23 protein-coding genes are annotated in these 24953 nt (G+C 66.0%); 5 read left to right on the forward strand and 18 right to left on the reverse strand.

From position 1 onward, the window contains the following. Nucleotides 1-2 precede the first annotated feature (2 nt). The 15 genes from CKV91_RS08295 to murI all read right to left on the reverse strand — a co-directional run bounded on the left by CKV91_RS08295 (nt 3) and on the right by murI (nt 16129). A complete protein-coding gene (locus tag CKV91_RS08295; protein ID WP_411791890.1) occupies nt 3-1118 on the reverse strand; it encodes an AAA family ATPase in 1116 nt (371 codons plus the stop codon). Between the two features lie 14 nt (nt 1119-1132). Further along, the gene (locus CKV91_RS08300; RefSeq protein WP_065860493.1) at nt 1133-2020 is read right to left on the reverse strand and encodes an ECF transporter S component family protein; all 888 of its coding nucleotides are present in this window, start codon (nt 2018-2020) and stop codon (nt 1133-1135) included. Further along, nucleotides 2004-3476: an ATP-binding cassette domain-containing protein gene (locus CKV91_RS09600; RefSeq protein WP_157738772.1), complete on the reverse strand. Its 1473-nt coding sequence runs from the start codon at nt 3474-3476 to the stop codon at nt 2004-2006. Before CKV91_RS09600 ends, CKV91_RS08300 begins: the two co-directional genes overlap by 17 nt. Next, the gene (locus tag CKV91_RS08310; RefSeq protein ID WP_065860492.1) at nt 3463-4479 is read right to left on the reverse strand and encodes an energy-coupling factor transporter transmembrane component T family protein; all 1017 of its coding nucleotides are present in this window, start codon (nt 4477-4479) and stop codon (nt 3463-3465) included. Before CKV91_RS08310 ends, CKV91_RS09600 begins: the two co-directional genes overlap by 14 nt. Further along, nucleotides 4476-5372: a hypothetical protein gene (locus CKV91_RS08315; protein ID WP_231933742.1), complete on the reverse strand. Its 897-nt coding sequence runs from the start codon at nt 5370-5372 to the stop codon at nt 4476-4478. The genes CKV91_RS08310 and CKV91_RS08315 overlap by 4 nt, the downstream gene beginning before the upstream one ends. 232 nt (nt 5373-5604) lie before the next feature. Next, complete coding sequence (locus CKV91_RS08320) at nt 5605-6159, reverse strand: hypothetical protein (protein WP_065860490.1); 555 nt, start codon at nt 6157-6159, stop codon at nt 5605-5607. A gap of 60 nt (nt 6160-6219) precedes the next feature. After that, nucleotides 6220-8004, reverse strand: coding sequence for a hypothetical protein (locus CKV91_RS09860; RefSeq protein WP_231933869.1), 1785 nt, complete (start codon nt 8002-8004; stop codon nt 6220-6222). Between the two features lie 85 nt (nt 8005-8089). Further along, nucleotides 8090-8299, reverse strand: a complete 210-nt coding sequence (locus CKV91_RS09865; RefSeq protein WP_231933744.1) for a hypothetical protein — start codon at nt 8297-8299, stop codon at nt 8090-8092. Between the two features lie 1457 nt (nt 8300-9756). After that, the gene (locus CKV91_RS08345) at nt 9757-10677 is read right to left on the reverse strand and encodes a prenyltransferase/squalene oxidase repeat-containing protein (RefSeq protein WP_065860488.1); all 921 of its coding nucleotides are present in this window, start codon (nt 10675-10677) and stop codon (nt 9757-9759) included. Between the two features lie 346 nt (nt 10678-11023). After that, nucleotides 11024-12436 (reverse strand): DNA polymerase IV, encoded by a 1413-nt coding sequence (locus CKV91_RS08350; RefSeq protein ID WP_065860487.1) that lies wholly within the window; start codon nt 12434-12436, stop codon nt 11024-11026. Next, the gene (locus tag CKV91_RS08355) at nt 12433-12906 is read right to left on the reverse strand and encodes a dihydrofolate reductase (RefSeq protein WP_016665918.1); all 474 of its coding nucleotides are present in this window, start codon (nt 12904-12906) and stop codon (nt 12433-12435) included. Before CKV91_RS08355 ends, CKV91_RS08350 begins: the two co-directional genes overlap by 4 nt. Nucleotides 12907-12927: 21 nt before the next feature. Beyond that, entirely contained in the window at nt 12928-13740 is an 813-nt protein-coding gene (locus tag CKV91_RS08360) for a thymidylate synthase (protein ID WP_065860486.1), read from the reverse strand. A 1-nt stretch (nt 13741) separates the two neighbouring features. After that, the gene (gene rdgB / locus CKV91_RS08365; protein ID WP_065860485.1) at nt 13742-14356 is read right to left on the reverse strand and encodes an RdgB/HAM1 family non-canonical purine NTP pyrophosphatase; all 615 of its coding nucleotides are present in this window, start codon (nt 14354-14356) and stop codon (nt 13742-13744) included. After that, nucleotides 14353-15111, reverse strand: coding sequence for a ribonuclease PH (gene rph, locus CKV91_RS08370; RefSeq protein ID WP_065860596.1), 759 nt, complete (start codon nt 15109-15111; stop codon nt 14353-14355). Before rph ends, rdgB begins: the two co-directional genes overlap by 4 nt. Nucleotides 15112-15295: 184 nt before the next feature. Beyond that, nucleotides 15296-16129 carry a glutamate racemase gene (gene murI / locus CKV91_RS08375; protein WP_065860595.1) on the reverse strand — a complete coding sequence of 278 codons (834 nt, stop codon included), beginning with the start codon at nt 16127-16129 and terminating at the stop codon, nt 15296-15298. Nucleotides 16130-16371: 242 nt separating this feature from the next. On the opposite strand from murI, the gene CKV91_RS10025 reads away from it, so the two are divergent. The 3 genes from CKV91_RS10025 (at nt 16372) to CKV91_RS08390 (ending at nt 19404) form a co-directional block, all read left to right on the forward strand. Continuing rightward, nucleotides 16372-16692: a FeoA family protein gene (locus CKV91_RS10025; protein WP_023034128.1), complete on the forward strand. Its 321-nt coding sequence runs from the start codon at nt 16372-16374 to the stop codon at nt 16690-16692. A 235-nt stretch (nt 16693-16927) separates the two neighbouring features. Then, on the forward strand, nt 16928-18814 hold the full coding sequence (gene feoB / locus CKV91_RS08385; protein ID WP_065860593.1) for a ferrous iron transport protein B: 1887 nt from the start codon (nt 16928-16930) through the stop codon (nt 18812-18814). After that, entirely contained in the window at nt 18814-19404 is a 591-nt protein-coding gene (locus CKV91_RS08390; RefSeq protein ID WP_021105665.1) for a NifU family protein, read from the forward strand. The genes feoB and CKV91_RS08390 overlap by 1 nt, the downstream gene beginning before the upstream one ends. A 147-nt stretch (nt 19405-19551) precedes the next feature. On the opposite strand, the gene CKV91_RS08395 is transcribed toward CKV91_RS08390, so the two are convergent. Together CKV91_RS08395 and clpS are read right to left on the reverse strand one after the other, a co-directional pair. Further along, entirely contained in the window at nt 19552-20229 is a 678-nt protein-coding gene (locus CKV91_RS08395; protein WP_155944888.1) for a DUF2017 family protein, read from the reverse strand. Between the two features lie 67 nt (nt 20230-20296). After that, the gene (gene clpS / locus CKV91_RS08400) at nt 20297-20590 is read right to left on the reverse strand and encodes an ATP-dependent Clp protease adapter ClpS (protein WP_021104410.1); all 294 of its coding nucleotides are present in this window, start codon (nt 20588-20590) and stop codon (nt 20297-20299) included. A 152-nt stretch (nt 20591-20742) separates the two neighbouring features. Between clpS and CKV91_RS08405 the strand changes: the two genes are divergently transcribed. Next, nucleotides 20743-22077 carry a nicotinate phosphoribosyltransferase gene (locus CKV91_RS08405; RefSeq protein WP_021105668.1) on the forward strand — a complete coding sequence of 445 codons (1335 nt, stop codon included), beginning with the start codon at nt 20743-20745 and terminating at the stop codon, nt 22075-22077. 179 nt (nt 22078-22256) lie between these two features. Beyond that, on the forward strand, nt 22257-22532 hold the full coding sequence (locus tag CKV91_RS08410; protein WP_021104408.1) for an HU family DNA-binding protein: 276 nt from the start codon (nt 22257-22259) through the stop codon (nt 22530-22532). Nucleotides 22533-22742: 210 nt separating this feature from the next. Here CKV91_RS08410 and malQ read toward each other — a convergent pair whose 3' ends face one another. Further along, nucleotides 22743-24893 (reverse strand): 4-alpha-glucanotransferase, encoded by a 2151-nt coding sequence (malQ, locus tag CKV91_RS08415; protein ID WP_021105669.1) that lies wholly within the window; start codon nt 24891-24893, stop codon nt 22743-22745. Between the last annotated feature and the right edge of the window lie 60 nt (nt 24894-24953).

Raw genomic sequence — 24953 nt, forward strand, 5'->3', positions numbered from 1 at the left:
GGTCAGGGAGTGGGCACGGCGCCGAAGATGCCGTCGATGATCTCCTCGACGGGTACCTGGGTGGCGACGGCCTCGAAGGTGAGGATGAGCCGATGACGAAGGATCATGTGGCGCATCGCCCGCACGTCGTCGGGGATCACGTGGTCACGTCCGTGCATGAGTGCGTGGGCGCAGGCTGCCTCGACGAATGCGATCGTGGCACGTGGGCTGGCGCCGTACTCCAGGTAGCGGGCCTGCTCCTGGGGAAGGTAGTCGCCGGCGTGCCGGGTCGCATGGACGATCTGGACGATGTAGTGCAGCAGGGACTCGTCCACGTGGACACGGCGCGACAGGCCCTGCAGCCACAGCACGTCGTTGCGGCTCACCACCGCAGACACGGTGCGTGACTCGAGCGCGCCGGACTTGAGGCGACGCAACATCTCCACCTCGTCGGCCGGTGAGGGATAGTCGACGATCACCTTGAGCAGGAAACGGTCCATCTGTGCCTGGGGCAGCACGTAGGTGCCCTCCTCGTCGATGGGGTTCTGGGTCGCCAGCACGAGGAACGGGTCGGGCATGGGGTACGTCTTGCCCCCGATCGTCGCCTGCCTCTCCTGCATGGCCTCGAGCATGGCGGCCTGCGTCTTGGCGCTGGACCTGTTGATCTCGTCCAGCAGCACGACGTTGGCATGCACCGGGCCCAGCTCGGTGGTGAACGTGCTGCTGCCGGGGTTGAACACCTGGGTGCCGATGATGTCGCTGGGCAGCAGGTCGGGGGTGCACTGCACGCGCGAGAAACTGGCATCGACGGTGGAGGCCAGGGTGGAGGCCGCCAGCGTCTTGGCCAGGCCCGGCACCGATTCCAGCAGCACGTGACCCCCGCCGATGAGTCCGACGAGCAGTGCCGTGCGCAATGCCTCCTGACCCACGACCTTGGAGTCGAAGGCTCGCGAGATCGTCTCGACGAGACGACGTGCCCGGTCCACCTCTGCAGGGTCGATCCTCGACCCCGTCGTGCTGGACTCGCCCCTCGCGACGGGCGTGCCGTTTCCTCCGAGCCCACCGTGCCTGCCGAACTCGCCACGTCCGTCGGGTTCGCCGCGGCGGGGACGGTTCCTTGCCATCCAGCCCATGTTCATGGTCGTCTCTGCGCTCACGCTGTGTCCTCCTGGTCCGTGAACCATGCCTTCGTCCTTGTCCTTGCCTGTTCTCGTCGCTCGAGTGCCTCGGAACTGATCGGTGTGCTGCGGGTCGCCGGGGCCTCGTCGGTGCGCCGGTCGGGACTGCCCCAGGCGGTGCGCAGCGCCCGGATCGTCGGCAGGCCGATGATGATGACGCCGAGCAGGGTGCACACGCCACGGGTGAGGTCGATCCCCATTGAGGTGCGCACCGAGTAGCGCACGAGCCGTTGGATCGTCTGCGTGCTCGACAGGCCGGTCACGAAGGCGTCGGACCCGTCCTGCCCGACAGTACCGGCCTCGTCGGTGGGCCAGCCGATGAGGTTGAGCATCACGCCCAGCACGGGGCCGCACAGCACGGCGAGTGGCCACGAGACCAACCATGCCGGTCTGGCCGGCACCCGCACCAGCACCGAGCCGATGAGCCCGGTGAGCCCCCACGCCAGCATCTGTCCGGGCAGCGGCGCGTCAACCGTGCCCACCAGCATGCTGGAGACCAGACATGATCCGGCTCCCACGAGGAATCCCGCCGACGGCCCTGCCGACACCCCGACCAGGAAGGGCAGGATGAACACCGGCTCCACACCGAACACCCGCGGCGACATCGTCACCCGCACCAGCGAATTCACCACGACGAGGCACACCAGCAGCCCGACCCGCCAGACCCGACGGCCGTCATCGATCCATCGACACACCGCCAGCAGCACGAGACCGGCCGTGAGGAACACGGTCATCGCCTGGGCCTCGACGGTGGCCTGCTGTCGAGTCCCCGCTCGCATCGAGTCGATGAGCGGGATGGCGAGCCACATCCCGGTCACCACAGCCAGTATCGCCGTGACGACTCCACTACACCAGTTGCGCATGGGCCCAACCTCCCTCCGCAACGGCATCGGCCCCCGGGACCAGGGTCAGATCGGTCGCCCTGACGACGTGACAGCCGGGGAACACCTGGGCCACCTGGGGTGGGCACGGAAGATCGTCCACCACGGAGCCGGGGCGTCCGTCGGCGACGACCTCGTGCTCATCGACGACCAGCACCCGATCGCACCATCGGGCCACCAGGTCGACGTCCCGACACGCCATGATCACGGCCGCCCCCCGCTGCCGCACCGCCTTCACCAGACGATCACCGCTGGCGGCGTCGACCGCCCATCCCGGGTCGATCCACAGCACGACCTCACCGCCTGCGCACGCCAGCACGTCGGCCAGCAGACGTTGCTGGCCCTCGCCGTGCTCGACACCGCGACGCGCACCCACCGGCCCCAGCACCTCGTCGGCCAGCTCCATGCTCGTCCCGATCGGGCGATCGGATCGGCGGTCGACCAGCTCGCAGGCTCGCCGCACACTCGTCTGACGCAGCAGGGTGTGCAGCAGACGATCGTCGGGACCAGACGGGTTCACCGTGGCAGCCAGACGACGTGCCACCCGATGCGCCTGGACCGGGTCGTGGGACACGACCCCCAGCACCTGACCGGCACGCACGTCAACCAATCTGCCGGACAGCCGCAGGTCCGCCGGGTCCACGCGGGTGAGTATCGGCCCCTCGGACTGTTGCGGGTGGGCACAAGACATCGCGGTGACCGCCTCCGCGGCGAGAAGATCGCGGGCCTGGGCCGGATCGGTGAAGAACTGCTCACCCGATCGGACAGCAATCTGCTGCAGGGGCGTCGGGGGCAGCTGGCTGGACGACCACGACGGGGCAGCCGTCTGCTGGACGTGTCCGTCGACGATCTCCACGACGCTGTCGGCCACTCCCAGGGCGTGTTCCAGGGCATGTTCGGCCCACACGACGATCCGACCCGCCCGGGCCACACGGGCGATGCAGGAGGCGGCACGAGACCGCCACATCGACGTCATGGGTGCCAACACCTGGTCCAGCAGCAGCACCGGCGCCTCGGAGGCGATGCCCTCGACCAGTGCCATGCGGGCCGCCACGCAGGCCGGCATCCGTGCCGCTGGTGTGCCGCACCACCGGGTGAGCCCCAACTCCTCGATGACGCTGCGCAGCTCGACGTCATGGGCTCCGAGACCCTCGAGGTCGATCACGCCTCCCAGCGGACGGTGCCCCACCATCGTCAGGAGGGGACGCAGCTCGGCACGACTCATCTGGTCGATCCGCCGCCCAGACAGTCGAACCACGCCCCGTCGGCGCACCACCTGCCGATCCCGGTACCCTGCGACGAGACGCAACAGGGTCGTCGATCCGCAGCCACTGCGGCCCGTGACGAGGGTGACTCCCTGCCCTGCCCACACACTGACGTCGTCCAAGATCCGGCCGACCCGCGAGACGTCCACACACATCGACTCAACCTCGAGCACGTCGACCTCCAGCGTTGAAGGTGACCGTCACGGCGACCGCACCGAGCACCACGGCGACACACAGCACAACGGGCATCCCGCTGGGCGTCGCCAACGCAGCAGCATCCCCCGTCCACCCCCGAACCAGCCATGCCACGACCGTTGCGATGGCCGCAAGGACGAGGGCGACGTCCACCAGTCGCAGCCGCCCCACCCCGGGCAGCCCGTGCACCATGAGCACCACCAAACCAGCCAGCGCCCACAGACCGGCAACAGTCATCAGGGCACGGTCCCAGTATGGGTCCACGGCGGCAACCTGCCACAGCGTCCAGCCCGTCATGGCCTGACGGACGCACGCCAGCAGCACGACGAGTGTGCCGGCCACCCCCAGCACCCGACACCAGGACCAGGGCGATCTCACAAGCCGGGCCTCCTCCCATCGATCCTCGATCTCGCGGCCACGATCGATGCCGTCGACCAAGGCCTGCAGACGCGAGGTGCGCAGGCCGCCGCGGCGCAGCCGGACCCGATCGGCCACCGCCACCGAGACACCCTCTGCCATGCACATCCCCGGAGCCACCACCCGCGCTCCCCGGCCCAGCCAGCACATGGCCAGGTCGAGCCAGTCGTGGGCGGGACGCAACTGCACCAGCACCGCCCCGGCAACCACTGCCACACACGCCTGCACGGCATGATTGGCGGCGTTCAGCGTCGGGCCGACGTGGACGACACCTCCGATCTGCTGGCTGCCGATCAGGATGGACGGCAACGTCACCACGATGCCGCCGGTGGTCGCCACATGACCCAGCACACCGGCCAGGAGCAGTGCCCAGATGACGACCAGCACCACGCAGATCTCGCGGACAGGCCGCCACACGGCTCGTCGGGGACCACCTGCCACCGTCGCGACCACGCACAGCGCCACCAGAGCCGTCAGTGACACCACGAGTTGATCTGCCATCCACGCCACGGCCACCAGCGAGACGACCCACAGCAGGGCCGTCAGGGGATGCACGCGTTTCATGCTCGTCCTCTCATGATTCGGCGTCCTCGCCATCCGGCACCGGCCATCGCCGCTGCGGCCACCACGGCTCCTGCACCAACGGCCCCCTGCACGATTCGGTTGCTCGGATGCCTCTCCTCGGCTCCTGCCAGACTCGACGCGCCCCTGTGGCGCGGTTCACGGAACGTGCCCTTGTAGGGGGCCTGCACGGGGTGGTCCGAGGGAACGACGTCCCAGCTGTGGACCACGATCAACCCGTCACCGCCATAGGAGGTCATCCGCATCTTGTAGCGGTGATGCCTCATCCCGCGTGGCAGCTGGTAGCCGATGTCGACCGGCTTGGAGGGGTCGTCCATACACACCTGGGCCGTGTCGGGGCTATCGAAACGCGCCTCCGCCCCAAGGCTGCCACTGCAAAAAGGCTCATCAGGATTAGTTTTCCGGGCCTTGGTCACGTTCACCCAGTGTCCCGCATCGTCCTGGTACTCGATCTGGTACGTCCCCGTCAGCATCGACCCGACGGTGCGTACCCCGATCGTCTGCCCCACGGGTTTCTCCAGTCCCCAGCCGTCCCCCAACACAGTCGGTTTCAACGTTCCGTAGGGCACGAAGCTGCCTGCCGCCCTGTCGAGGTTGTCCATGGTCACATCATCGGGGCCTACGAAAACCCATGCGCTGGGAATCTTCGCCGGATCATCCTGAACGGTGGGGAACCCGAGTCTGGTGCCCACGATCCCGGTGTCCCCGACGACCACCGGCTTGTCTCCCACGACGAAGCGTTCCAGCTTGGTCAGCTTGCCGTGATCGTCGGTGCGCACGTAATAGGCCGCCAACCGCACCCGGGTGCCCGGCTTTCCAGTCACGTCGACCCCCGAATAGGACACCTCCCGTGCATCACCTCCATACACGCTCACGGTGCACTCATAATTGGGATCAGCACATAGCCGGCCCGAGACACCAGCATCCGCATGTGCCGCAACCGGCCACCAAGTTGCCACACCAGCAGTCACCACAGCAGCCACCCACGATACCGTTCTACGGGCCTTCACAATCCATCCCCTCTGCAACCCCAACCGTGCAACCTTTGGCATGACGGAAGGGGATCGGCGAGACCCCCAGACCTCGCCGATCCCCTTCACTACTCACTTACTTCTTGACGGGGGGATTGATCGACGGAATCCTGTTTCCGCCCAAGGTCACGCCCACCCACGTGCCAACGCCTTGCTTCGGCGGGGCCCCCAGATCCCAGTTCTTGTTGGACTCACTGGCCCAAGAGAACATCCAGTAGGCATTCTTGCCCTGATCGTCGTGAACACCATTGACCGTGTCGATGAAACCCCCCTCCGGGGAATAGGTGATTCCCACCGCCTTGAGCGGCTCGGTCCGGGCATCACCCTTGGGATTAGCCCAGGTGCCACCCACATTGCACCGCACCAAAATCCGCGAGTCCTTCGCACCAGCTGGCCAGTTGCCCTCCACAGCCGGCTTCTGGTGGCTCGGATCATCCTTGAAGTCCACGACGACCGTCTGCCCCTCATTGGCAGCGCAGGCCCCATCATGCCATCCCGGTCCGGAGGCTGGCCCAGCCGCCTGGGCCGCCCCCGTCCCGGTCACGGCACCAGCGGCCAGCAGCACAGCAACCAGCGAGCCGGCGATCCGTCGGCTCATCGTCGACATTCCCATCTTCTTCTCTGTCATCATTGCATCTCTTCCTTTCACAACAGATGACACGTTTACGGGTGTCCCCCCACCATCGCCTGGTCAGGCTCCGGTGGCGGGCAGTGCGGGAGCAGCCAGTGACCCGCCATCTGGCCCCGGGACTGCAGGTATCTCCGCGTCACCGCGACCATCTCGGCCATCCACCGGCCGCACCGTCGAATCGGGAGGATTCACAGACGCATTCGGAGCAGGGGTGGTGGTCCCACTGGGGTTCGTGTCCGGGGTGGGCAATGGCGTCAGGGTCGGCGTGACGGTACCGGTCGGGGCCGGGGTGCCGGTCGGGGACACCGTCGGCGTGGGACTCACCGTCGGGGTCGGCACCACAGTCGGAGTCGGCTCTGGAGTCGGTGCGGGAGCGTCGGCGTACTGGGGCCGGTGCTCGGGTCGGTTCGGGTTGTCGCCGGCGAAATAGAACTTCTTGTCAGGATCATTCGGATCGTCCGTGTGCCCATCAGGCTCGAAGCCAATGACCACGGCCATCCCCTTCACCGGCTTGTCCGTCATCGACGGGAACACGTCAGGATCATTGATCGGTGCACCCGGATAGGGCTCCCCCTCCACAACCTTTTCCGGCCACGGCGGCAGGATGCCGTCCTTGTCGGGCACCACCGTCAACGCACCCGCCAAGATCCAGTCACCGTCCGAGGTCTCATCCCCGTTGGGAGTGATCCCCAGGAAGTGGTACCACCCATTGAGGTCCCGTGTCCCGGGGATACCCACACTCGCAGCCCAGTTCGCCGCCTTGAACTTTGCGCCCCACTCGCCACTTGGAGCGTACTTGAGCGGCTCCAGGCCCTTGTGGCAACGCACCAGCCAGCCGTCCTTGACGTGGGCGTCGGTGTACGTGGTCGTGGCCGGATTCAAATCACCCCGGTCCTTCGGATCCAACGCCGCCATGTCGATGAGAACCGAGTACCCCTCCTCATCCTTGGCGCACCAGCCCGGATGCCACTGATCCGTCGATGCCGTCGGAATCTGCTCCGGCTCGGGGGTTGGATCGGTGGTCTCGCTGGGTTCCGGGTCCGGAGTCGGGAGTGGCGTCAGAGTCGGATCCGCAGTCGGCCCAGCCGTCGGCGTGGGGCTCACCGTCGGCTCCGGAGTCGGTGCGGGGGCCTCGCCGTACTGGGGCCGGTGCTCGGACCGATTCGGGTCGTCACCAGCGAAATATTCATTAACGGTATTTTTGTATCCAAGAGGGAAAGCAGTGACGGCCACGGCCATTCCCTTCACCGGCTTCTGGATCATCCCATAATAATTCGAGTTCGGCTTACCGGGATAGTCATGACCCCTTTTAGCGTTTTCCGGCCATGACGGCAGGGTGCCGTTCTTGTCAGGCACCACCGCCAATGTTCCCGTATCAATTCGCTCGTCATTCGAGGTCATGCCATACCAAGGGGTAATCCCCAAAAAGCGGTGCTCCCACTCAGTATCCTTACGGTGGGTGTTCACCATCCCGGGAATCCCCACCGCCGCAGCCCAGTACACCGGATACCGCCAGTTCTCTGGACTGTCACCCTCGACAGTCTTGATCGGTTCCAGGCCCTTGTGGCAACGCACCAGCCAGCCGTCCTTGGCATGGGCGTCGGTGAGCTTCGATGCGGTCGGGGCGAGATCACCGCGATCCTTCGGATTCAGCGCTGCGAAATCGATGAGAACCGAGTACCCCTCCTCACCCTTGGCACACCACCCCGGATGCCACTGATCCGCCGACGCCGTCGGAATCTGCTTCACATCATCGTCATCGGCCCATGCAGGCACGACGAGACCGCCAGCCGCCATCACGGCAGCCAGACCCCCCGTCACCCACCTCATCATCGTCTTGCCCATTGATTCACCTTTCTCATCCACACATGCCCTTCACGTGTGGCAGTCTTCATCGAACAACAAACATGCGTCCCGCCGTGCGGACGCCTCACTCGAACAGGTCGGTACCCACCTCGTCGTCCTCACGGTCACGACGCCTACCCCGCGTCATCCACCACGCCACGACACCGGCAGCCACCAGCACACCTGCACCGGCACCCCATGCCCAGCCAGGTACCCGACGACGAGCACCATCCGAGGCCGAGGGACCCTGCTGCTCAGAACCCCACACCCGACCATCACCAGGAGACGGCGACACCACCACCCCAGCCGAGACAGACGGAGACGATGTGGCGGATGGAGACACCGAGGGCGACGGGGACGCGGACGGTGTGCCAGACGGCGAGGCAGACGCGGACGGAGGAGCCGATGGGGAAGGCGTGCGCGCAGCCTTGCGCACCTGCGAGCTCACCCGATCACCCGCATGAACATCCTTGTGAGCGTTCCGATGGAAGGCTCCATGGTGAGGAGTGCCATCGCGACCAGGGGCCCCGCCCACACCTGCACGGTGCTGGCCAGGATGCGGCCTGACAGGAGGAGTCGGCCTACGAGTATGCCGCGGCCTGTGCGGATGCGGCCCGTTCCCCGACCCCGGATCCCGCGTGGGACCACCCGTGGGAACAGAAGGCCGCGGTCGAGGATTCTTCGGCACACACCCATTCACAGTCCCATCCGAGAACTGCGGCGTCAACGTCCACCCCGGACACGGCTGACCCGTCTTAGGATTCTGGTAAACTTGGGGATGCAGCGCCGCATCCCCCAAACATATATAAGGAGCCTGCTCATTCATCATCTTAGCGCCATGCTCGCAACCCTCCTCAACCCCGAAATCCCCGAAAGCCACATACATGATCGACCCAGCCGGCGGCGGATCCACGATCCCACCACCACCATCGACAGGAAGTAGCCGGTTGTCTCTGCTCGAAGGCCACGGCCCACGCTTCAGAATTCCCGACTTCGGCCATTCACCTGACCAGCCACCCTTAGCATCCGGGCGAATCCACACCCCACCATTCCACTGATGAATAAGACCGTCCTCCCGACCCCCTGCAAATGCCCTCAAACCAAGAACCTGAAACGGGTGCCCATCAGTACGTGGCCAATAAGTACCCGGCGGATAGTGATAACCATCACTAAACGAGCTGATGGGTAAACCCACTAATCCTATAACCGCATCCCAATCTTCATTATTGTAAATCACCGGCTTATTGTAGTCTTTAGATTTGGTGTTTTTGTATTTCAGTGGTCCTTCGTAGCAGCGAACAATCCAACCATCAGCAGCAGTGGGACCAAACTCACGGGTATGCGCGGCGGTGAGCACCCCACGCCTTTCTGGAGGCTCATGGGAATAATCAATAACGACCGTGTACCCTTGCTCACCACGTCGGCACCATCCGTCCCGCCACGTCCCCTCCGGAAGCTCGCTGCCCCCACTAGAACTCACGGAACGTTGATGCTTCTCAGGCCACGTTCCCTGCCCGGCGGAGGCATGGTTCTCATCCATATCCGCCACCGCCACCTCAGGACCCATAACCCCACACACCACACTGGCCACCAACATCAACGCACACCAGCGCCGCCGATTCATCAATCCTCCAGTGCCAACAACTCAAATCCACCAGCCCCGTGACCGAAGAAGAATGAACCGTGTGGGGAGGGTAGTGGGACTACCCTCCCCACACGCATCCGGTCACAGATGACCTGGACCATCACCGATCAGTGGACCTGCATCGTCTTGGCCTGATTGGCACCCACATTGTCATAGGACTGCAGACCACGCAGCGCGGGAACCGCCTGCGTCGTCGCCATCAACGGGGAGTACCCGGGGAATGATCCGTCAGCCTGCTGCTGCTTCACGAGCCACGTCTGGCCGGCCACCGCCTGCGCCTTGTGATCCGCATCGCCAGCACGGTACAGTCCTGGTGCCACCCACGCGGTGGTGTTCACATTCGGGCCCTTGCCCTTGGAACCCCATGCACCATCCTGCTTGTCGGCGTCAAGACGCTTGACAAGACTCGTGACAGCCTTCTGCTTGTCCGGGGCCTGCACATGCGACAAGGCCGTGAGCGTGAGACCATCGGTGTCCGGATCATCCCACTGGGGAGCCGTGGTCGCATACTCGGTCACCTTGTCGAGCAGGGCCTTGGGGATCGGTTTGCCCAACCGCTCCAGAGCGATCATGTCCAACGCCTGATTCGTCGGGTACTCCTTGAACTGGGACGCCTTGGTCACCGGTTTGGCGTAGTCGAACCCGTTATAGGTGGTCGACTCACCAAGAGCCAGCAGGGTGATCGTCACCTTCGCACACCCACCCACATTCGAGTCAGTGCAGTAACTCGGCCCCTGGGTCTTGATGGTGTCCTTGACATTGGCGACGGTAGGCGAATCCTTCCTGCCAGCTGCCACCAACGCCAGAGCCCCATCCAACTGCGGCCCCAACTTGTCCTTGGTCAGATCGGCACTGTGGCCATCGATGTAGTCGGCCGCCCTGCCGGCCTGGGTGGCATAGTCGGCGGGCCCAGACGTCTGAGCTGCCTGGGCAGGGGCCGCCGTCACCCCCACTGCACCTATCATCAGTGCGGCAGCCACCACCGGGCCCACCACACGCTTGCACGTCGTCGTTGCTTCTACTGCCATGGCCACTCCTTGATCGTGGAGCGTTCCGAGGGGAGCCACGGGGCAGCACAGGCGTGACATGCGTCGGTGTCGATCCGTAACCCTCGACGGAACAGGAAACCAATCCCCGCGGTGATCTGGTACTCCGACTTCCACACAAGATGTGGTCACGGTTGCGGGACAGCGCCGGATTCCCACCGACTTCCCCACATCACCTGGGTATCAACCCACCCATTGGGCTGACAGAGAAAAAGATACACCCGTCCCGACAGATGCCATACCCACCCCCCCCCAAACGCTCACAAAACGCTCATCGACACAGGCATCCACCACGGGAGTCGGGCTTGTGAGCATCCGCCTCGCGAGATCAGTGGGAGGGCTCGTCCCCCGATGAGGTCCTCTCCTCCGGCGGCTGCCATGCCAGGCCCAGGGGGTGCGCCGGGTGCAGAGCCGCGTCGTCCTCGGGAATCGACCGCACCCTGCCGATCGGGCTGCCGCGGTGCTCGAACCGGCACGTGACGACGCCGTGGCCCGATCCCCACACCCAGCCGCGGCCGTACTCGTCGTGAACCACGTCGGCGCCCGGCGGCCACCGTCTGCCGTCGAAGGATCGCCGCCGCCCGAACGGCCCTGGCTGGATCAGTGGGACGCCCTCGCTGACCACGGGGTCGTCACGCAGCTGGCCCTCACCGTCCAGGTCGAACAGCTCCTCCTGGGCCGAGGTGGTGAAGTTCGACACCCCGACGCCCAGCAGTCGCACTCCCTCGCGCAGGTCGAGGGAGTCGAGCATGCGCACCGCCAGGCGGGCGATCCGCTCCGGTGAGTCGGTGGACCCGCTCAACGTCACCGACCGCGACCACACCGTGAAGTCGGCCATCTTCGCCTTGAGCGTCACGGTGCGGGCGAAATGGCCGGATCGCTTCAACCGACCACACACCAGCCCGGCGTGCCGCTCGACGATTTCCCGGCATTCCCGGCGATCGGTGAGGTCGTGTTCGAAGGTGTCCTCCACCGAGATGGACTTGGCGATCCGGCTGACGCTCACCGGGCGATCGTCCTGAGCCCGTGCCAGGGCGAACAGGCTCGCCCCGGCGGCCTGCCCCAACTCGTGCACCAGCTCCGCCTGACGGGCGGCCCGGACGTCACCGATGGTGCGAAACCCGAGTGTCTCCAAACGTTCTGCGGTCACCGGTCCGACGCCGGGAATGGCCCGTGCCGGTAAGGGTGCGATGGTCTCGGCCTCGGTTCCGGGAGCGACCAAGGCGACCTGATCGGCATGCCCCCGCGACGGTTTGGCCATCTCGGAGGCCACCTTGGCCATGAACTTGCTCGATCCGATCCCCACCGAGCAGCTCAGCCCCTCGGTGCGCTCGGCCACCCTGGCCCGCAGCTCGGTAGCCATCTGGCGCAGGGCGTCGAGGTCGTCAACGGGCACTGCCCCCGCTTCCAGATCGACGAAGGCCTCGTCCAGGCTGAGAGGCTCGACCAACGGGGAGAGCTCCCGCAAGGTTGCCATGACGACCCTGCTCGACTCCCGGTAGGCCTCGAAGCGCCCGGACAGGAACGCGGCATGCGGTGCCAGCCGGCGGGCCTGTGCCCCGGCCATCGCGGAGTGGACTCCGAACACCCGGGCCTCGTAGGAGGCCGTCGCCACCACTCCCCGGCCGCCGACCCCGCCGACGATGACCGGTTTGCCGCGCAGGGAGGGCTTGTCGCGTTGCTCCACCGAGGCGAAGAAGGCGTCCATGTCCAGATGGAGGATCGACGCCGTCGGCCTCACGACGTCACGCGGCGGTAACCGACGAAGTCGAATCCGTCACGGGGTTCACGCCGGGTCTCGGCCCACACCGCGGGATCGATGGTCGGGAACCGCGCCGACCCCTCAGGACTGCGATGCACCTCGGTGATGTCGAGCTCGTCGCACAGGTCGAGGGCATCGGCGTAGATCTGGCCGCCACCGGCGATGTAGCAGATCGTCTCACCGGCGTCCCGGGCCATCTCGACGGCCTCACGCGGGCTGGCGGCGGCGTCCACTCCGTCGGCCGACCACTGCCGGTCGTGGGTGCAGATGATGTGGCGACGCCCCGGCAACCTCCCGACCTGCTCGAAGGTGCGCCTGCCGAACACCAGGGTGTGTCCCATCGTCACTTTCTTGAAACGGCGGAAGTCCGCGCTGATGTGCCACAGCATGTCCTGTCCGGAGCCGATGACGCCGTTGTCGGCGACGGCAGCGATGGCGACGACCTTCATGGAATCCTCCTGACGAGCCGGTCAGACGGCGATCGGTGCGGGAATGGCCGGGTAGGGGTCGTACCCCGTGAGCTTGATGTCGGAGAGCTCGAACCCGTCGATCTCACGCACCTGCGGGTTGACGGTGAGCTGCGGTGAACTGCGGGGCTGGTGCTGCAACTGCTCGTGAACCTGGTCGAGGTGGTTGAGGTAGAGGTGGGCGTCACCCAGGGTGTGGACGAACCGCAGCGGCTTGAGACCGGTCACCGAGGCGACCAGGTGGGTGAGCAGGGCATAGGAGGCGATGTTGAAGGGCACCCCCAGGAAGGTGTCGCCGGAGCGCTGGTAGAGCTGACAGCTCAGCCAGGTGGGCTCCCCCCGCTCGTCTGGGGTGACGTAGAACTGGAACAGGGTGTGACACGGTGGCAGGGCCATCTGGTCGACCTCGGCCACGTTCCACGCCGAGACGATGTGCCGACGCGACCACGGGCTGGTGCGGATCTGCTCGATGACCCGGGCGATCTGGTCGATCGCCTCGCCATCGGTGTCGGGCCAGGAACGCCACTGGTGGCCGTAGACCGGGCCGAGGTCGCCGTCCTCGTCGGCCCACTCGTCCCAGATGTGGATGTTGTTCTCGTGCAGCCAGCCGATGTTGGTGTCCCCGCGCAGGAACCACAACAGTTCCCCGAAGACGCTGCGGGTGTAGATCTTCTTCGTCGTCACCAGCGGGAAACCCTCGCGCAGGTCGAAGGTCATCTGGTGGCCGAAGACGCTGAGGGTGCCGGTGCCGGTGCGGTCGGGGCGACGCACTCCCTCGGTGAGGATGCGCTGCAGGAGGTCGAGGTACACCTGCATCTCAGTGGCCTTCCAGGTGGGCGACGACGGCCGGGACGATGGCTCGCACCGCCTGGCCACGATGGCTGATGGCGTCCTTGTCCTCGGCGGTCATCTCGGCACTGGTGAGGTTGCCGGGCTGCGCGTCGGGAACGAACATCGGGTCGTAGCCGAACCCATTGGCTCCTCTGGCCTCGGAGATGATCCGCCCCTCCATGGTGGCGACCTTGGTGATCTCGATGCCGTCGGGGTCGACGAAGGCCATCGCACACACGAAACGGCCACGACGGCGCTCGGGGGCAAGGTCGAAGGTCTGCTCGAGCAGCAGTCGAAGGTTGCGCTCGTCGGTGGCCTGCGGCCCCGACCAGCGTGCCGAACGGATGCCCGGCATCCGGTTGAGGGCGTCGACCTCGAGGCCGGAGTCGTCGGCCAGGGCCGGCAGGCCGGTGTCACGGGCGGCGGCGCGCGCCTTGATGAGGGCGTTCTCGACGAAGGTGGTGCCGGTCTCGGCGGGAGCCGGAGCGTCGCTCACCTCCGACAGACCGACGACCTCGACCGGGGTGCCGGTCGACTCGAAGGTGCGACGCAGCTCGACCAGCTTCCTGGGGTTGTTGGAGGCCAACACGATGCGGCTCACAGACTCACCCCCAGGGCCTCGGACTGGACCTGTTTGAGGGTGGCACAACCACCAGCGGCGAGGTCGAGCAGTTGGTTGAGCAGATCACGGTTGAACGGAGCTCCCTCGGCGGTGCCCTGGATCTCGACGAAGTCGCCGGTACCGCTCATGACGACATTCATGTCGGTGTCGGCTCGGGAGTCCTCCTCGTAGGCAAGGTCGAGCATCGGGGTGCCACCGACGACTCCCACCGAGATGGCCTGCACCGATCCGGTGATGGGTTCCCCGGCCAGACTGCCGCGTTCCCGCAGCCAGTTCACGGCATCGACCAGGGCGACGTAGGCGCCGGTGATCGAGGCGGTGCGAGTGCCGCCATCGGCCTGCAACACGTCGCAGTCGAGGATGATGGTGTTCTCACCCAGCGCCTTGTCGTCGACGACGGCGCGCAGGGACCGTCCGACCAGCCGGGAGATCTCGTGGGTGCGCCCGCCGACCTTGCCCTTGCGGGACTCCCGAGCGGAGCGCTCGTTGGTGGCGCGCGGCAGCATCTCGTACTCCGCCGTCACCCAGCCCAGACCCGATCCCTTGCGCCAGCGCGGCACACCCTCGGTGACCGACGCATTGCACAGCACGGTGGTGCGACCGAAACTCACCAGCACCGATCCCTCGGCCTGACAGAGCCAGTTGCGCTTGATGGTGACCTCACGCAACTGGTCAAGTGACCGTCCATCGACTCGGGGAGCGGCGTCTGCATTCTGGGGGTTGTGGTTCTGCAGCTCATTCACGCACACCACCTTAACCGACCAGGTGAGACAGTTTTTCGTGGGCGATGGACGCCGAGGCGTCTGACGTCCCATCCGGATCACTGCGACGTCATGGCCCGGCACCCTCACGATCCAGCGCACCACGAGGCGTGGAACGCGAGGCACGCAGACTGCAGCAGTGGAGAAGGACGAGCGCTCAGCCCTGCCTGCGCACCACGGTGTGATCCCCGAGAACCGTTTCCACCCCGACATTGCGCACGTCGTGAACGAATCCCGACATGAGCCGTCGCCCCAGCCGCTCGAATCGTTCGGCATTGCCGGTGGTGAGGAAGTACCTGTTCGCCTCGCGCGGCTTCGAGTGCAGGATCTGCTCCTGCCGAGCCCGGGCGTAACAGGCCCGAGCGCACTCCTCGGAGCTCGAGATGAGGGTCACCTCGTCACCCAGGATGTAGGAGATGAGCCCGGCGAGCAGCGGGTAGTGGGTGCAGCCCAGGATGAGCGTGTCGCAACCCGCGGCCTGGATCGAGGCCAGGTAGCTTCGGGCCACCTGTTCGAGTTCTGGCCCCGAGGTCACCCCGTCCTCGACGAACTCGACGAATCTGGGGCAGGCCTGGGTGGTCACCGTGATGTCCGGCACCGCCGCCAAGGCGTCGTCGTAGGCCTGGGAGCGAGCCGTGGCCTCGGTGCAGATGACCCCGATCCTCCCGTTGCGGGTGGCCTGTGAGGCACGTCGGGCCGCTGGGGTGATGACGTCGATGACTGGTACGTCATAGCGCTCCCGAGCATCACGCAGCACCGCCGAGGAAGCCGTGTTGCAGGCGATGAGCAGGGCCTTCACACCGTGACCGACGAGTCGGTCCAGGCACTGCAGGGCGTACTCGCGCACCTGGGCAATCCTCTTCTCCCCATAGGGGGCTCGAGAGGTGTCGCCCAGGTAGACGATGTCCTCGTTGGGGACGAGGTCGACGACTGCCCGGGCCACCGTCAGGCCACCGAATCCGGAGTCGAAGATGCCGATGGGGGCAGTCACGAGTTCGGCCGGTGCGTCGCCGCCAGTCGCCTCGGTGTCTGCACCACTACGTACCTCACGGGCATGGTTCGTTGCAGCCCTCACCTCGGAATTCGTCACGAGCAGAGCCTATCGCCGACCTCGAGAAAAATTTTTGTCATGTTTTCCTCACAAAAATCCACCCCGGGGTGGCATGTAAGCCTTACCTAAGTTATTGTGATCATCACCGGGAGGGCCCCGGCTTCGTTCAGGAGGAGAACACGATGGTCGCACAGGTACTCGAGACGCCGATCACTCCGATCGACACACCTGCCCAACCGACGAAGGTCGTGCCGCTGAGCAGCCTGCGTCCCGGTGAGCACGGGACGATCTGCGCCATGGATGGATCCTGCGATCCAGCCATCTGCCACCGTCTGCAGCTGCTCGGATTCGGCACCGGACGCACCATCTCCAAGACGCGTCAGGCACCGATGGGTGGTCCGATGGTGTTCCAGGTGTGTCACGTCAACATGTGTCTGCGCCGCGCGCAGGCCGACATGATCATGGTCGAGGTCGACAGCGACCAGACCTGCGATCTCACCTGACCTGTCTCGGCCCACCTCGAGCCGACGGCGTCGGCTGCGACACGACGCCCGAGCCCGCAGCACGCACCACCCGCGTGTCAATGTCATGACACGACGACCGCGTGCATCACTCGTCGCCTTTCCCATTCACCTGCCGTGAGGCACCGACCGTGGATTCACCATGCCCCAAACAGAAATGACCTGCCACTCACCTGCCACCGAGCAAGCCCCCGACGGCGCCACCCGCATCGCCCTCATCGGCTCGCCCAACGGCGGCAAGACATCCATCTTCAACCAGCTCACCGGACTGCACGCCAAGACCGGCAACTATCCCGGCGTGACGGTCTCGCGCAGCGAAGGCGTCGCCAGGATCCACGACCACACCTTCGCCATCGAGGATCTGCCCGGCACCTACTCCCTGAGCCCCATCTCCCCCGACGAGCAGGTCGTCGTGGACGTCCTGGATGGCAGGATGGACCAGGTGAGCGCCCCGGACGCCCTTGTCGTCGTCGCCGACGCCACCGCCCTGCGCCGCTCCCTGCTGCTGCTCGCCGAGGTGCTGCCACGCCATCTGCCGACCGCCGTCGTCGTCACCATGACCGACGAGCTGCGCCGCCGTCAGGGATCCCTCGACGTGACAGCCCTCAGCCAGGCTCTCGGTGTGCCGGTGGTTGCCGTCGTCGCCAACCGAGGCATCGGCATCGGCGAGCTGCGCAACCTGCTGACGACTTGGCACGACTGGGGTCGTCCACCACTCGACCCCCCGAGCAGGTCCTCCGAACTGGCCGGGTGGGTGGACTCCGTGCTCGACACCGCTGGTTACGAGGACCCCGACCCGGACTCTCGCACCGAGCGCATCGACAAGGTGCTGCTGCACCCGGTGTGGGGCACGATCGTCTTCTTCGCCGTGATGTTCCTGTTCTTCCAGGCCCTGTTCGCCTGGGCCGCACCGCTGCAGGACGCCGTGGAAGGATTCTTCGACTGGCTCGCCTCCCTGGTGGGCGAGCATGTCGGCAACCCGATCCTGGCCAGTCTGCTGGGCGACGGCATCCTCGGCGGCGTCGGGGCGGTACTCACCTTCGTGCCGCAGATCCTGCTCATGTACCTGCTGCTGGCCCTGCTGGACGCGGTGGGGTACATGTCGCGTGCCGCATTCCTCATGGACAAGGTCATGAGCCGAGCCGGGCTGGAGGGGCGGGCCTTCGTCGCCATGCTCTCCTCGTTCGCCTGCGCCATCCCGGGCATCATGGCCACCCGAACGATCCCGTCGGCCAAGGACCGCATCGCCACGATGCTCAGCGCTCCCCTGGCCACCTGTTCGGCACGTCTGCCGGTGTACGTCCTGCTCGTGGGCATCCTCGTGCCTGCCGGGTCGAGCCTGGGGCCGGTGAGTGTGCGTGGCCTGGTGCTGTTCGGCATGTATCTGCTCGGTGCCCTCTCGGCGATGCTTGCCGCCCGAGTCGTGAAGAAGATCACCGACCGCTCCGGCACCCTGCTGCCGTTCTACATGGAGATGCCGCCGTACCGCATCCCCACCCCGCGTTCGGTGGGCATGGCGATGTGGGAGCCCACCAAGGCCTTCCTGCGCAAGGCCGGGACGATCATCATGGGGGCAACCATCGTCATCTGGGCACTGACGACCTTCCCGCTGCGCAGTGACGCCGAGATGACGGCTGCCGGGGTCGATCCGAGTGACGAGGTGGCTGCCACCGCGTACAACATGGAACACTCCGCCGCAGCCAAGGTCGGCAAGGCCATCGAGCCGGTCTTCGCCCCACAGGGCTTCGACTGGCGCGTCAACATCTCCCTCATCGGGTCGATGGCAGCTCGCGAGGTCGCCGTGTCCACCCTGGGTCAGGTCGCCTCGGCCTCCGATCCCGAGGACGACGTCTCGGTGAGCGAGTCGGTGCAGAAGTGGACCTACACCGACGGACCACACCAGGGTGAGAAGGTCTTCACACCCGACACGACGATCGCCATGCTCATCTTCTTCGCCTTCGCCCTGCAGTGCGTCGCCACGATCGGCATTCTCAAACGCGAGTCCGGGGGCTGGAAGTGGCCCGCCATCGCCTTCGGGTACATGTTCGTGTTGGCATGGGTGGGATCGTCACTGGCCGCCATCATCACCCGAGTGGTCATGTGATGGCCGAGCAGGTCGTCGCCATCCACCCCGAGTCCACCCCGGATTCACAGACCCTGCGCTGGGTGGTCTCGCACCGCAGACTGCCATTCGTGGGGACGGTGAGCTCGGCTCCCGGACTGGACGAGCTCACCGGGGTGGTGCAGAAGGTCACGGCACGCACCGACTCGCTGCTCGTCACCCTGGCGGCGGGACGCTCCTGGCAGCAGGATGGGTCGGCGGTGCGGTCGGCGCTGGGGCGGGCCCTGTCCGAGACCGCCAGGTGGCAGGGTGGTGACGACTCCCGGGAACTCGACGACGATGCCGCCCTGGCCATGTTCGCCACCGAACTCATCGACGGACCGATCGGGGAGATTGCCCGGGCGCATGGCGGGTCCATCGAGCTCGTGTCGGTGAACAAGGGTGTGGTGTCGGTACGCATGAGCGGGGCCTGCCGAGGCTGTCCGGCGGCTGCCATCACCATGCACCAGCGTCTCGAACATCAACTGAGACGCCGGTTCCCCGATCTGCGGGAGGTCGTCGAGGTGGGCGGACCAGTCGCGGCACGTCCACTGCCACTCTCGTTTGCGCCCGGACGGATCAACCACGGCTGACGGCACCATCTGATCTCCTGGAGCAGAACAGCTGGAACCCAAGTCAACGGGGCGCAGATCACACTGATACACATACGCTGGAGCGCGACATGCCGGGACCCGGGCTGAGATTCGAGAATGGGGCCCTGGCCGTGGAACCTGAGAATCTCAGCCGTCCTGCTGCAACATCTCGACGAGGAACTCGGTGACGTAGCCCAGCCACTCGTAGACCCCGTACTGGGGAGCGAGGATTCCCTGCGCCGCCGATTCCTCAACCATGCTGGCGCTGGTCTCGTCAACGATGCCCAGCCACTGGGCGATCCCCACCCGGGCGGTGGAAAAGGTACGTATCCAGCGCAGCAGGACCTCGTCGTTGATCTTGAGGGGGCCGTCCGCCAGGGCACGCAGGTCCCGCTGGACGGCGTCGAGATCGGCGAGGTGTTCGTTGCGCAGCTCATCGTCATGACGTCGGTGGAAACGTTCGTTCTGTTCCGGATCGTCGGGAAAGGCGTCCTGATGGAGACCTCCGATGGCACGGCCCTCAGCCTGTGTCATTTGCCGTTCCCACAACTGGAACGGATCGTCCGGGCCTGCCGGGTCGTCCGGACCCTCGCCGTCACGCACCTCGCCGGGTCGTGCACCCCCGTGCACGGAATCATTGACGTGTGCCGGATCATCCGGGAGCAGACTGCCCGGCCCCATGAACCCACCGGACCCCATCAATTCACCAGGTCCCATCAATTCATCAGGCCACGTGAGATCGTTGAGCTCCATGACGGAGCCGGACGTCGAGTCGTCCGACCCGAGCAGAATCGCACGGAAACCGTCCACGGCCAGATTCAGCACGTGGTTCTCCTCGGGTTCGAGCCAGAGCAACCACGTGTGACCAAACCGTCGTTGTGCCTTCACCGATTCACTCCCCGTTGCTCATCGTTGCGCGCAGCCCATAGCGATGCATGGCGACGACGTCGGCCTCCATCTTCTCCCTCGTGCCGCGCGAGACCACCGCTCGCCCCTCGTGATGAACGGCGAGCATGAGCTGGTCAGCCTTGTCACGGCTGTACCCGAAATGGCGCATGAAGACCATGGTGACGTAGCTCATGAGGTTGACCGGGTCGTCCCACACGATCGTCACCCATTCATGGTCCCGCTCGAGGTCGTGCTGGGGCTGTTGCCGTACTCGGATGCTGGGAAAGGCCAGAGGCATGCCCCCATTGTCCCCCAATGACGAGCCCGGACGCGAACCATCGCCCGAGATGACGTGGAATCCTGGCAGTCCAGACGCAACGACGTCTCGCGGCTGGAACAACCTCGGTGCCCTTCGGAAGGACCGTGTGCCGTACCGACTAGTCTGACGGCATGTCCACCTCACTGCTCACCGACCACTACGAACTGACGATGGTCGAGGCCGCAATGCGCTCGGGCACGGCCTTTCGCCGCTGTGTCTTCGAACTCTTCCCGCGCCAGCTGCCACCCGGCCGACGCTACGGTGTCGTCGCCGGTACCGGACGTGCCCTGGAGGCCCTCGCCACCTTCCACTTCGACCCGGACGAGGTGGATTTCCTCACCCGCACCGGAGTGGTTGGCGCCCAGATGGCCGACTGGCTCAAGGACTACCACTTCTCCGGCTCCATCAGCGGATATGCCGAGGGAGACCTCTACTTCCCCGGTTCACCACTGCTCACCGTCGAGGGCACCTTCGCCGAGGCGTGCCTGTTGGAGACCCTGCTGCTGTCCATCTACAACCACGACTCCGCGGTCGCCTCGGCGGCGTCCCGCATGACGCTCATGGCCGAGGGACGCCCGATCATCGAGATGGGGTCGCGCCGCACCCACGAGGAGTCTGCCGTGGCAGCGGCTCGGGCCGCCTGGATCGCTGGTTTCGGGCCCACCTCCAACCTGGCTGCCGGATACCGCTACGGGGTGCCCACCTCCGGCACCGCGGCACACGCCTTCACCCTGTTGCACGACAACGAGTCCGACGCCTTCACCGCCCAGCTGGCCGCCTACGGGCGCGACACGACCCTGCTGGTGGACACCTACGACATCGAGGCGGGTGTGCGTGAGGCGGTGCGGCTCACCGACGGTGAGCTCGGTGCGGTGCGCATCGACTCCGGGGACCTCACCATCGTCGCCCGGCAGGTACGCGACCTGCTCGACGACCTGGGCGCGACGTCGACCCGGGTCATCGTCACCTCCGACCTCGACGAGTGGCAGATCGCCGCGCTGCGCGGTGCCCCGGTGGACGGCTACGGGGTCGGCACCTCGGTGGTCACCGGATCGGGCGAACCGACCTGCTCGTTCGTCTACAAGATGGTGGCACGAGCCACCGACGAGAACCCCGACTCACCGCTGGTGCCGGTGGCCAAGAAGTCGGCCCACAAGTCGACGGTGGGAGGCCGCAAGTACGCGGTACGTCGTCGCGACGACGAGGGAATCGCCCAGGTGGAGATTATCGGCGTCGACACGCCGGTCGCCACCGCCGGGTTGGATCGCGACCTGCTCGTCGAACTCGTGAGGGACGGGCAGATCGTCGGGGCCGAACCGTTGGCCAGGGCACGGGAACGTCACCGTCGCTCCGTCGAGGAACTGCCGATGTCTGGTCGACGCATCTCGCGTGGTGAACAGGCCATCCCCACCGTCATGGTGCATGGCGAGGGCCCGGATGCCGTACTGGGCGCATCGTTGGAGTGATCGACCATCGAGCCACCGGCCAAACTGGTCACAACCGGCAAAAATCCCTGATTACAGGCCCATTCGCTTGAGAATTGCATTTTGGGTTGATTAGGCTCTCAGACAGAGGAGCAAGTCCTGCAACGGTTCGGCCACCCCGGTCGACCACCTCCAAGTCATCAGACGTTCTAGGAGATCACATGACCAAGTCCGAGCTCATCAAGGCCATCGCGAAGAAGTCCTCACTCACCGAGGCTCAGACCAACGACGTCGTCAAGGCCCTCACCAATGTCATCACCGAGGCCCTTGCCTCCGGTGACAAGGTCCAGCTGCCCGGCCTGTTCACCGCCGAGGCTGTCGAGCGTCCCGCCCGCAACGGTCGCAACCCGCGCACCGGCGAGGCCATGACCATCCCGGCCCACCGGGCCGTGAAGATCTCGGCGTCCAGCACCTTGAAGAAGGCCGTCGCCGAGTGATCTGAGCTCGACACCAGGGCTGCCCGATGGGCTGGGCCCCAACGCAGGGCTGCCCCTCGTCGGGCAGCCCTTCTTGTCTGCGCCACACCTGCTGCGTCCGGCACACTCATCTGGGCCGTACCGGTGAGCGACGGCGCTCATCACCGGACGCCCCTCCTCACCCAGATCGAGCCGGCCATGTCCCGCGGCTCCCGGCCGGCTGAAGGCATTTCAGCCGCGTAGCACCTTGGCCATGCGGGCCGCCCGATCACTGGAGTAGAGATCCTCCAGGTACACCGGTTCGCCATCCGGCCCCGACAGGGGCACCCGCCAATTGGGGTACTCGTCCTCGGTGCCCGGAAGGTTCTGGGTGCGCGGGTCCCCCACGGCATCGGTGAGGGTCGCATTGATGACCTTCGACGGGGTACGGGTGAGCAGGGTGTGCATGGCGAGAGTCACCTGTTCCGGATCGTCCTCATCGGCTTCCAGGACGCCCTGCTGTCTGAGACTGGCAAGCCACGTCTCGCGCTCTCGCCGTGCATTCTCACGCTCCTCGTCCACCGACTCGGTGAGCAGCCCCAGCCGGTCGCGCAGCTCGACGTGGTCACCGCGCAGATAACTGCTCGTGGGTGGCAGGTCGTGGGAGGTCACCGAGCTCATGGCATGTTCCCGCCACTGCTGCGGCTGCTTGGGACGACCGTCCGGGCCGGTCTCGAACCACATGATCGACGTCCCCAGGATCCCCCGGGAAGCGAGATGGTCCCGCACCCACGGCTCGACCGTGCCCAGGTCCTCACCGATGACCAGCGCACCGGCCCGGTACGCCTCCAGGGCCACGACGCCCACCATGGCCTCATGGTTGTACCGTACGTAGGCTCCGTGCCGTGGGCCCAGCCCCCTGGGCACCCACCACAGACGGAACAGCCCCATGATGTGGTCGATACGGACACCGCCGGCGTGACGCAGGGCGCTCGAGACCATCTCACGCAGTGGCGCGTAGGCCATCTGCTCCAGCACGTCCGGACGCATTGGCGGTTGCCCCCAGTCCTGGCCGGCCTGGTTGAACGGGTCCGGTGGGGCTCCAACGTTCATCTCACGGGCGAACAGTCCGTTGAGCATCCATGCATCGGCACCCGATCCGTTGACCCCGACGGCAAGGTCACAGATGAGCCCGACCGGCATCCCGGCATCCGTGCCGGACGACTGGACCGTCGAGAGCTGCTGGTCGGCGATCCATTGCAACCACATGTGAAAGTCGATCCGGTCGGCATGTTCGCGGCGCACCCGAGCCACGGCAGCCCCGTGGGGATCGTGCAGCTCGGCGGGCCAGTCGTGCCAGTCGGAACCATGCAACTCGGAGAGCAGGCACCATGTGGCGAAGTCCTCCAGACGTCGTCCCCGAGCCACCCGGAACGCGGTGAAGGCCATCCGACGCGACGCAGACATGTCGACTCGGTGGATGAGCTCCAGGGCCTGCGACTTGGCCTGCCAGGTGCGATCGCGATCCAACAGGGCCTGGGGATCGTCGTCAAGGGTCGTCGTGCGCAACGACTCGATGATGGAGGCATCGTACTGGTTGAGGTCGTGGTACTCGGCGATGAGTTCGGGGCGGATGTAGATCGGATTGACGAACAGCCGGCTGCTGGGCAGGTACGGTGAGGGCTCCATCCGTCCGGCCACCTCGGCGGCATGCAACGGGTTGGTGAGCAGGTATCCCGCCCCCTGGCTGGCCGACCACGTGCACAGATCTGCCAGGTCGGTGAGATCACCCAGCCCCCACGAGTGGTGGGATCGCACCGAGTACAGCTGCGCTGCATATCCCCACACGCGCGACGCACCCATGCGACGAGGCAGCCCCACCCGGTTGGGGGTGACGATGATGGTGGAGGTGGCCGTCGCGTGGATCCCGCCGTCCGCCTCACTGCCATCGGCGTCGTGTGTGCCGATCGTGACGATGAGTTCGTGGTAGCCCAGTGGCAGGTTTCCCGGAATGCCGAAGGTGGCCTCGCCGATCATCCGCCCGTCGATCGGACGATCCGGGTTCCAGTTGTCCACCTGCCAGGGCAGGTGGTCGTTGCCGTCCTCACCGACGATTCGCAGGCTCACCGGCGCACCGGCCGGCACATGGACGTCGACCCGACCTTCCTGCCCTGCACGCAGGACAACACAGGGCTGCACGATGCGTCGCCAGTGGTCATCACGCACCCGTTGCGCCACCGCACGCGCACGCTCCGGGGTGGATGCGTCGACGCCGAACTCGGCGAGGATGGCAATGACGGTCTGCTCACCGACCTGCGTGTGTCGTCCCTTCCAGTCGTAGAACTGTGTCGAGATGCCGAATCGATCGGCGAGTTCACCGAGCGCGGGATCTGACAGGGCCATGACGCTTTCTCCTCGGGTCGGTCGGTGGTGGGGTGCGGGCTCTTCCCAGCAGGTGGCGGG

The sequence above is a fragment of the Cutibacterium granulosum genome, from assembly GCF_900186975.1.
Taxonomy (GTDB): Bacteria; Actinomycetota; Actinomycetes; order Propionibacteriales; family Propionibacteriaceae; genus Cutibacterium; species Cutibacterium granulosum.

Excerpts from the sequence above, each read along its gene's own strand:
- CKV91_RS08295 (WP_411791890.1), bottom strand. The coding sequence starts at position 1,118 with ATGAACATGGGCTGGATGGCAAGGAACCGTCCCCGCCGCGGCGAACCC.
- CKV91_RS08300 (WP_065860493.1), bottom strand. The coding sequence starts at position 2,020 with ATGCGCAACTGGTGTAGTGGAGTCGTCACGGCGATACTGGCTGTGGTG.
- CKV91_RS08310 (WP_065860492.1), bottom strand. The coding sequence starts at position 4,479 with ATGAAACGCGTGCATCCCCTGACGGCCCTGCTGTGGGTCGTCTCGCTG.
- CKV91_RS08320 (WP_065860490.1), bottom strand. The coding sequence starts at position 6,159 with ATGATGACAGAGAAGAAGATGGGAATGTCGACGATGAGCCGACGGATC.
- CKV91_RS09860 (WP_231933869.1), bottom strand. The coding sequence starts at position 8,004 with ATGGGCAAGACGATGATGAGGTGGGTGACGGGGGGTCTGGCTGCCGTG.
- CKV91_RS08345 (WP_065860488.1), bottom strand. The coding sequence starts at position 10,677 with ATGGCAGTAGAAGCAACGACGACGTGCAAGCGTGTGGTGGGCCCGGTG.
- CKV91_RS08355 (WP_016665918.1), bottom strand. The coding sequence starts at position 12,906 with ATGAAGGTCGTCGCCATCGCTGCCGTCGCCGACAACGGCGTCATCGGC.
- CKV91_RS08360 (WP_065860486.1), bottom strand. The coding sequence starts at position 13,740 with ATGCAGGTGTACCTCGACCTCCTGCAGCGCATCCTCACCGAGGGAGTG.
- CKV91_RS10025 (WP_023034128.1), top strand. The coding sequence starts at position 16,372 with ATGGTCGCACAGGTACTCGAGACGCCGATCACTCCGATCGACACACCT.
- CKV91_RS08390 (WP_021105665.1), top strand. The coding sequence starts at position 18,814 with ATGGCCGAGCAGGTCGTCGCCATCCACCCCGAGTCCACCCCGGATTCA.
- clpS (WP_021104410.1), bottom strand. The coding sequence starts at position 20,590 with ATGCCTCTGGCCTTTCCCAGCATCCGAGTACGGCAACAGCCCCAGCAC.
- CKV91_RS08405 (WP_021105668.1), top strand. The coding sequence starts at position 20,743 with ATGTCCACCTCACTGCTCACCGACCACTACGAACTGACGATGGTCGAG.
- CKV91_RS08410 (WP_021104408.1), top strand. The coding sequence starts at position 22,257 with ATGACCAAGTCCGAGCTCATCAAGGCCATCGCGAAGAAGTCCTCACTC.
- malQ (WP_021105669.1), bottom strand. The coding sequence starts at position 24,893 with ATGGCCCTGTCAGATCCCGCGCTCGGTGAACTCGCCGATCGATTCGGC.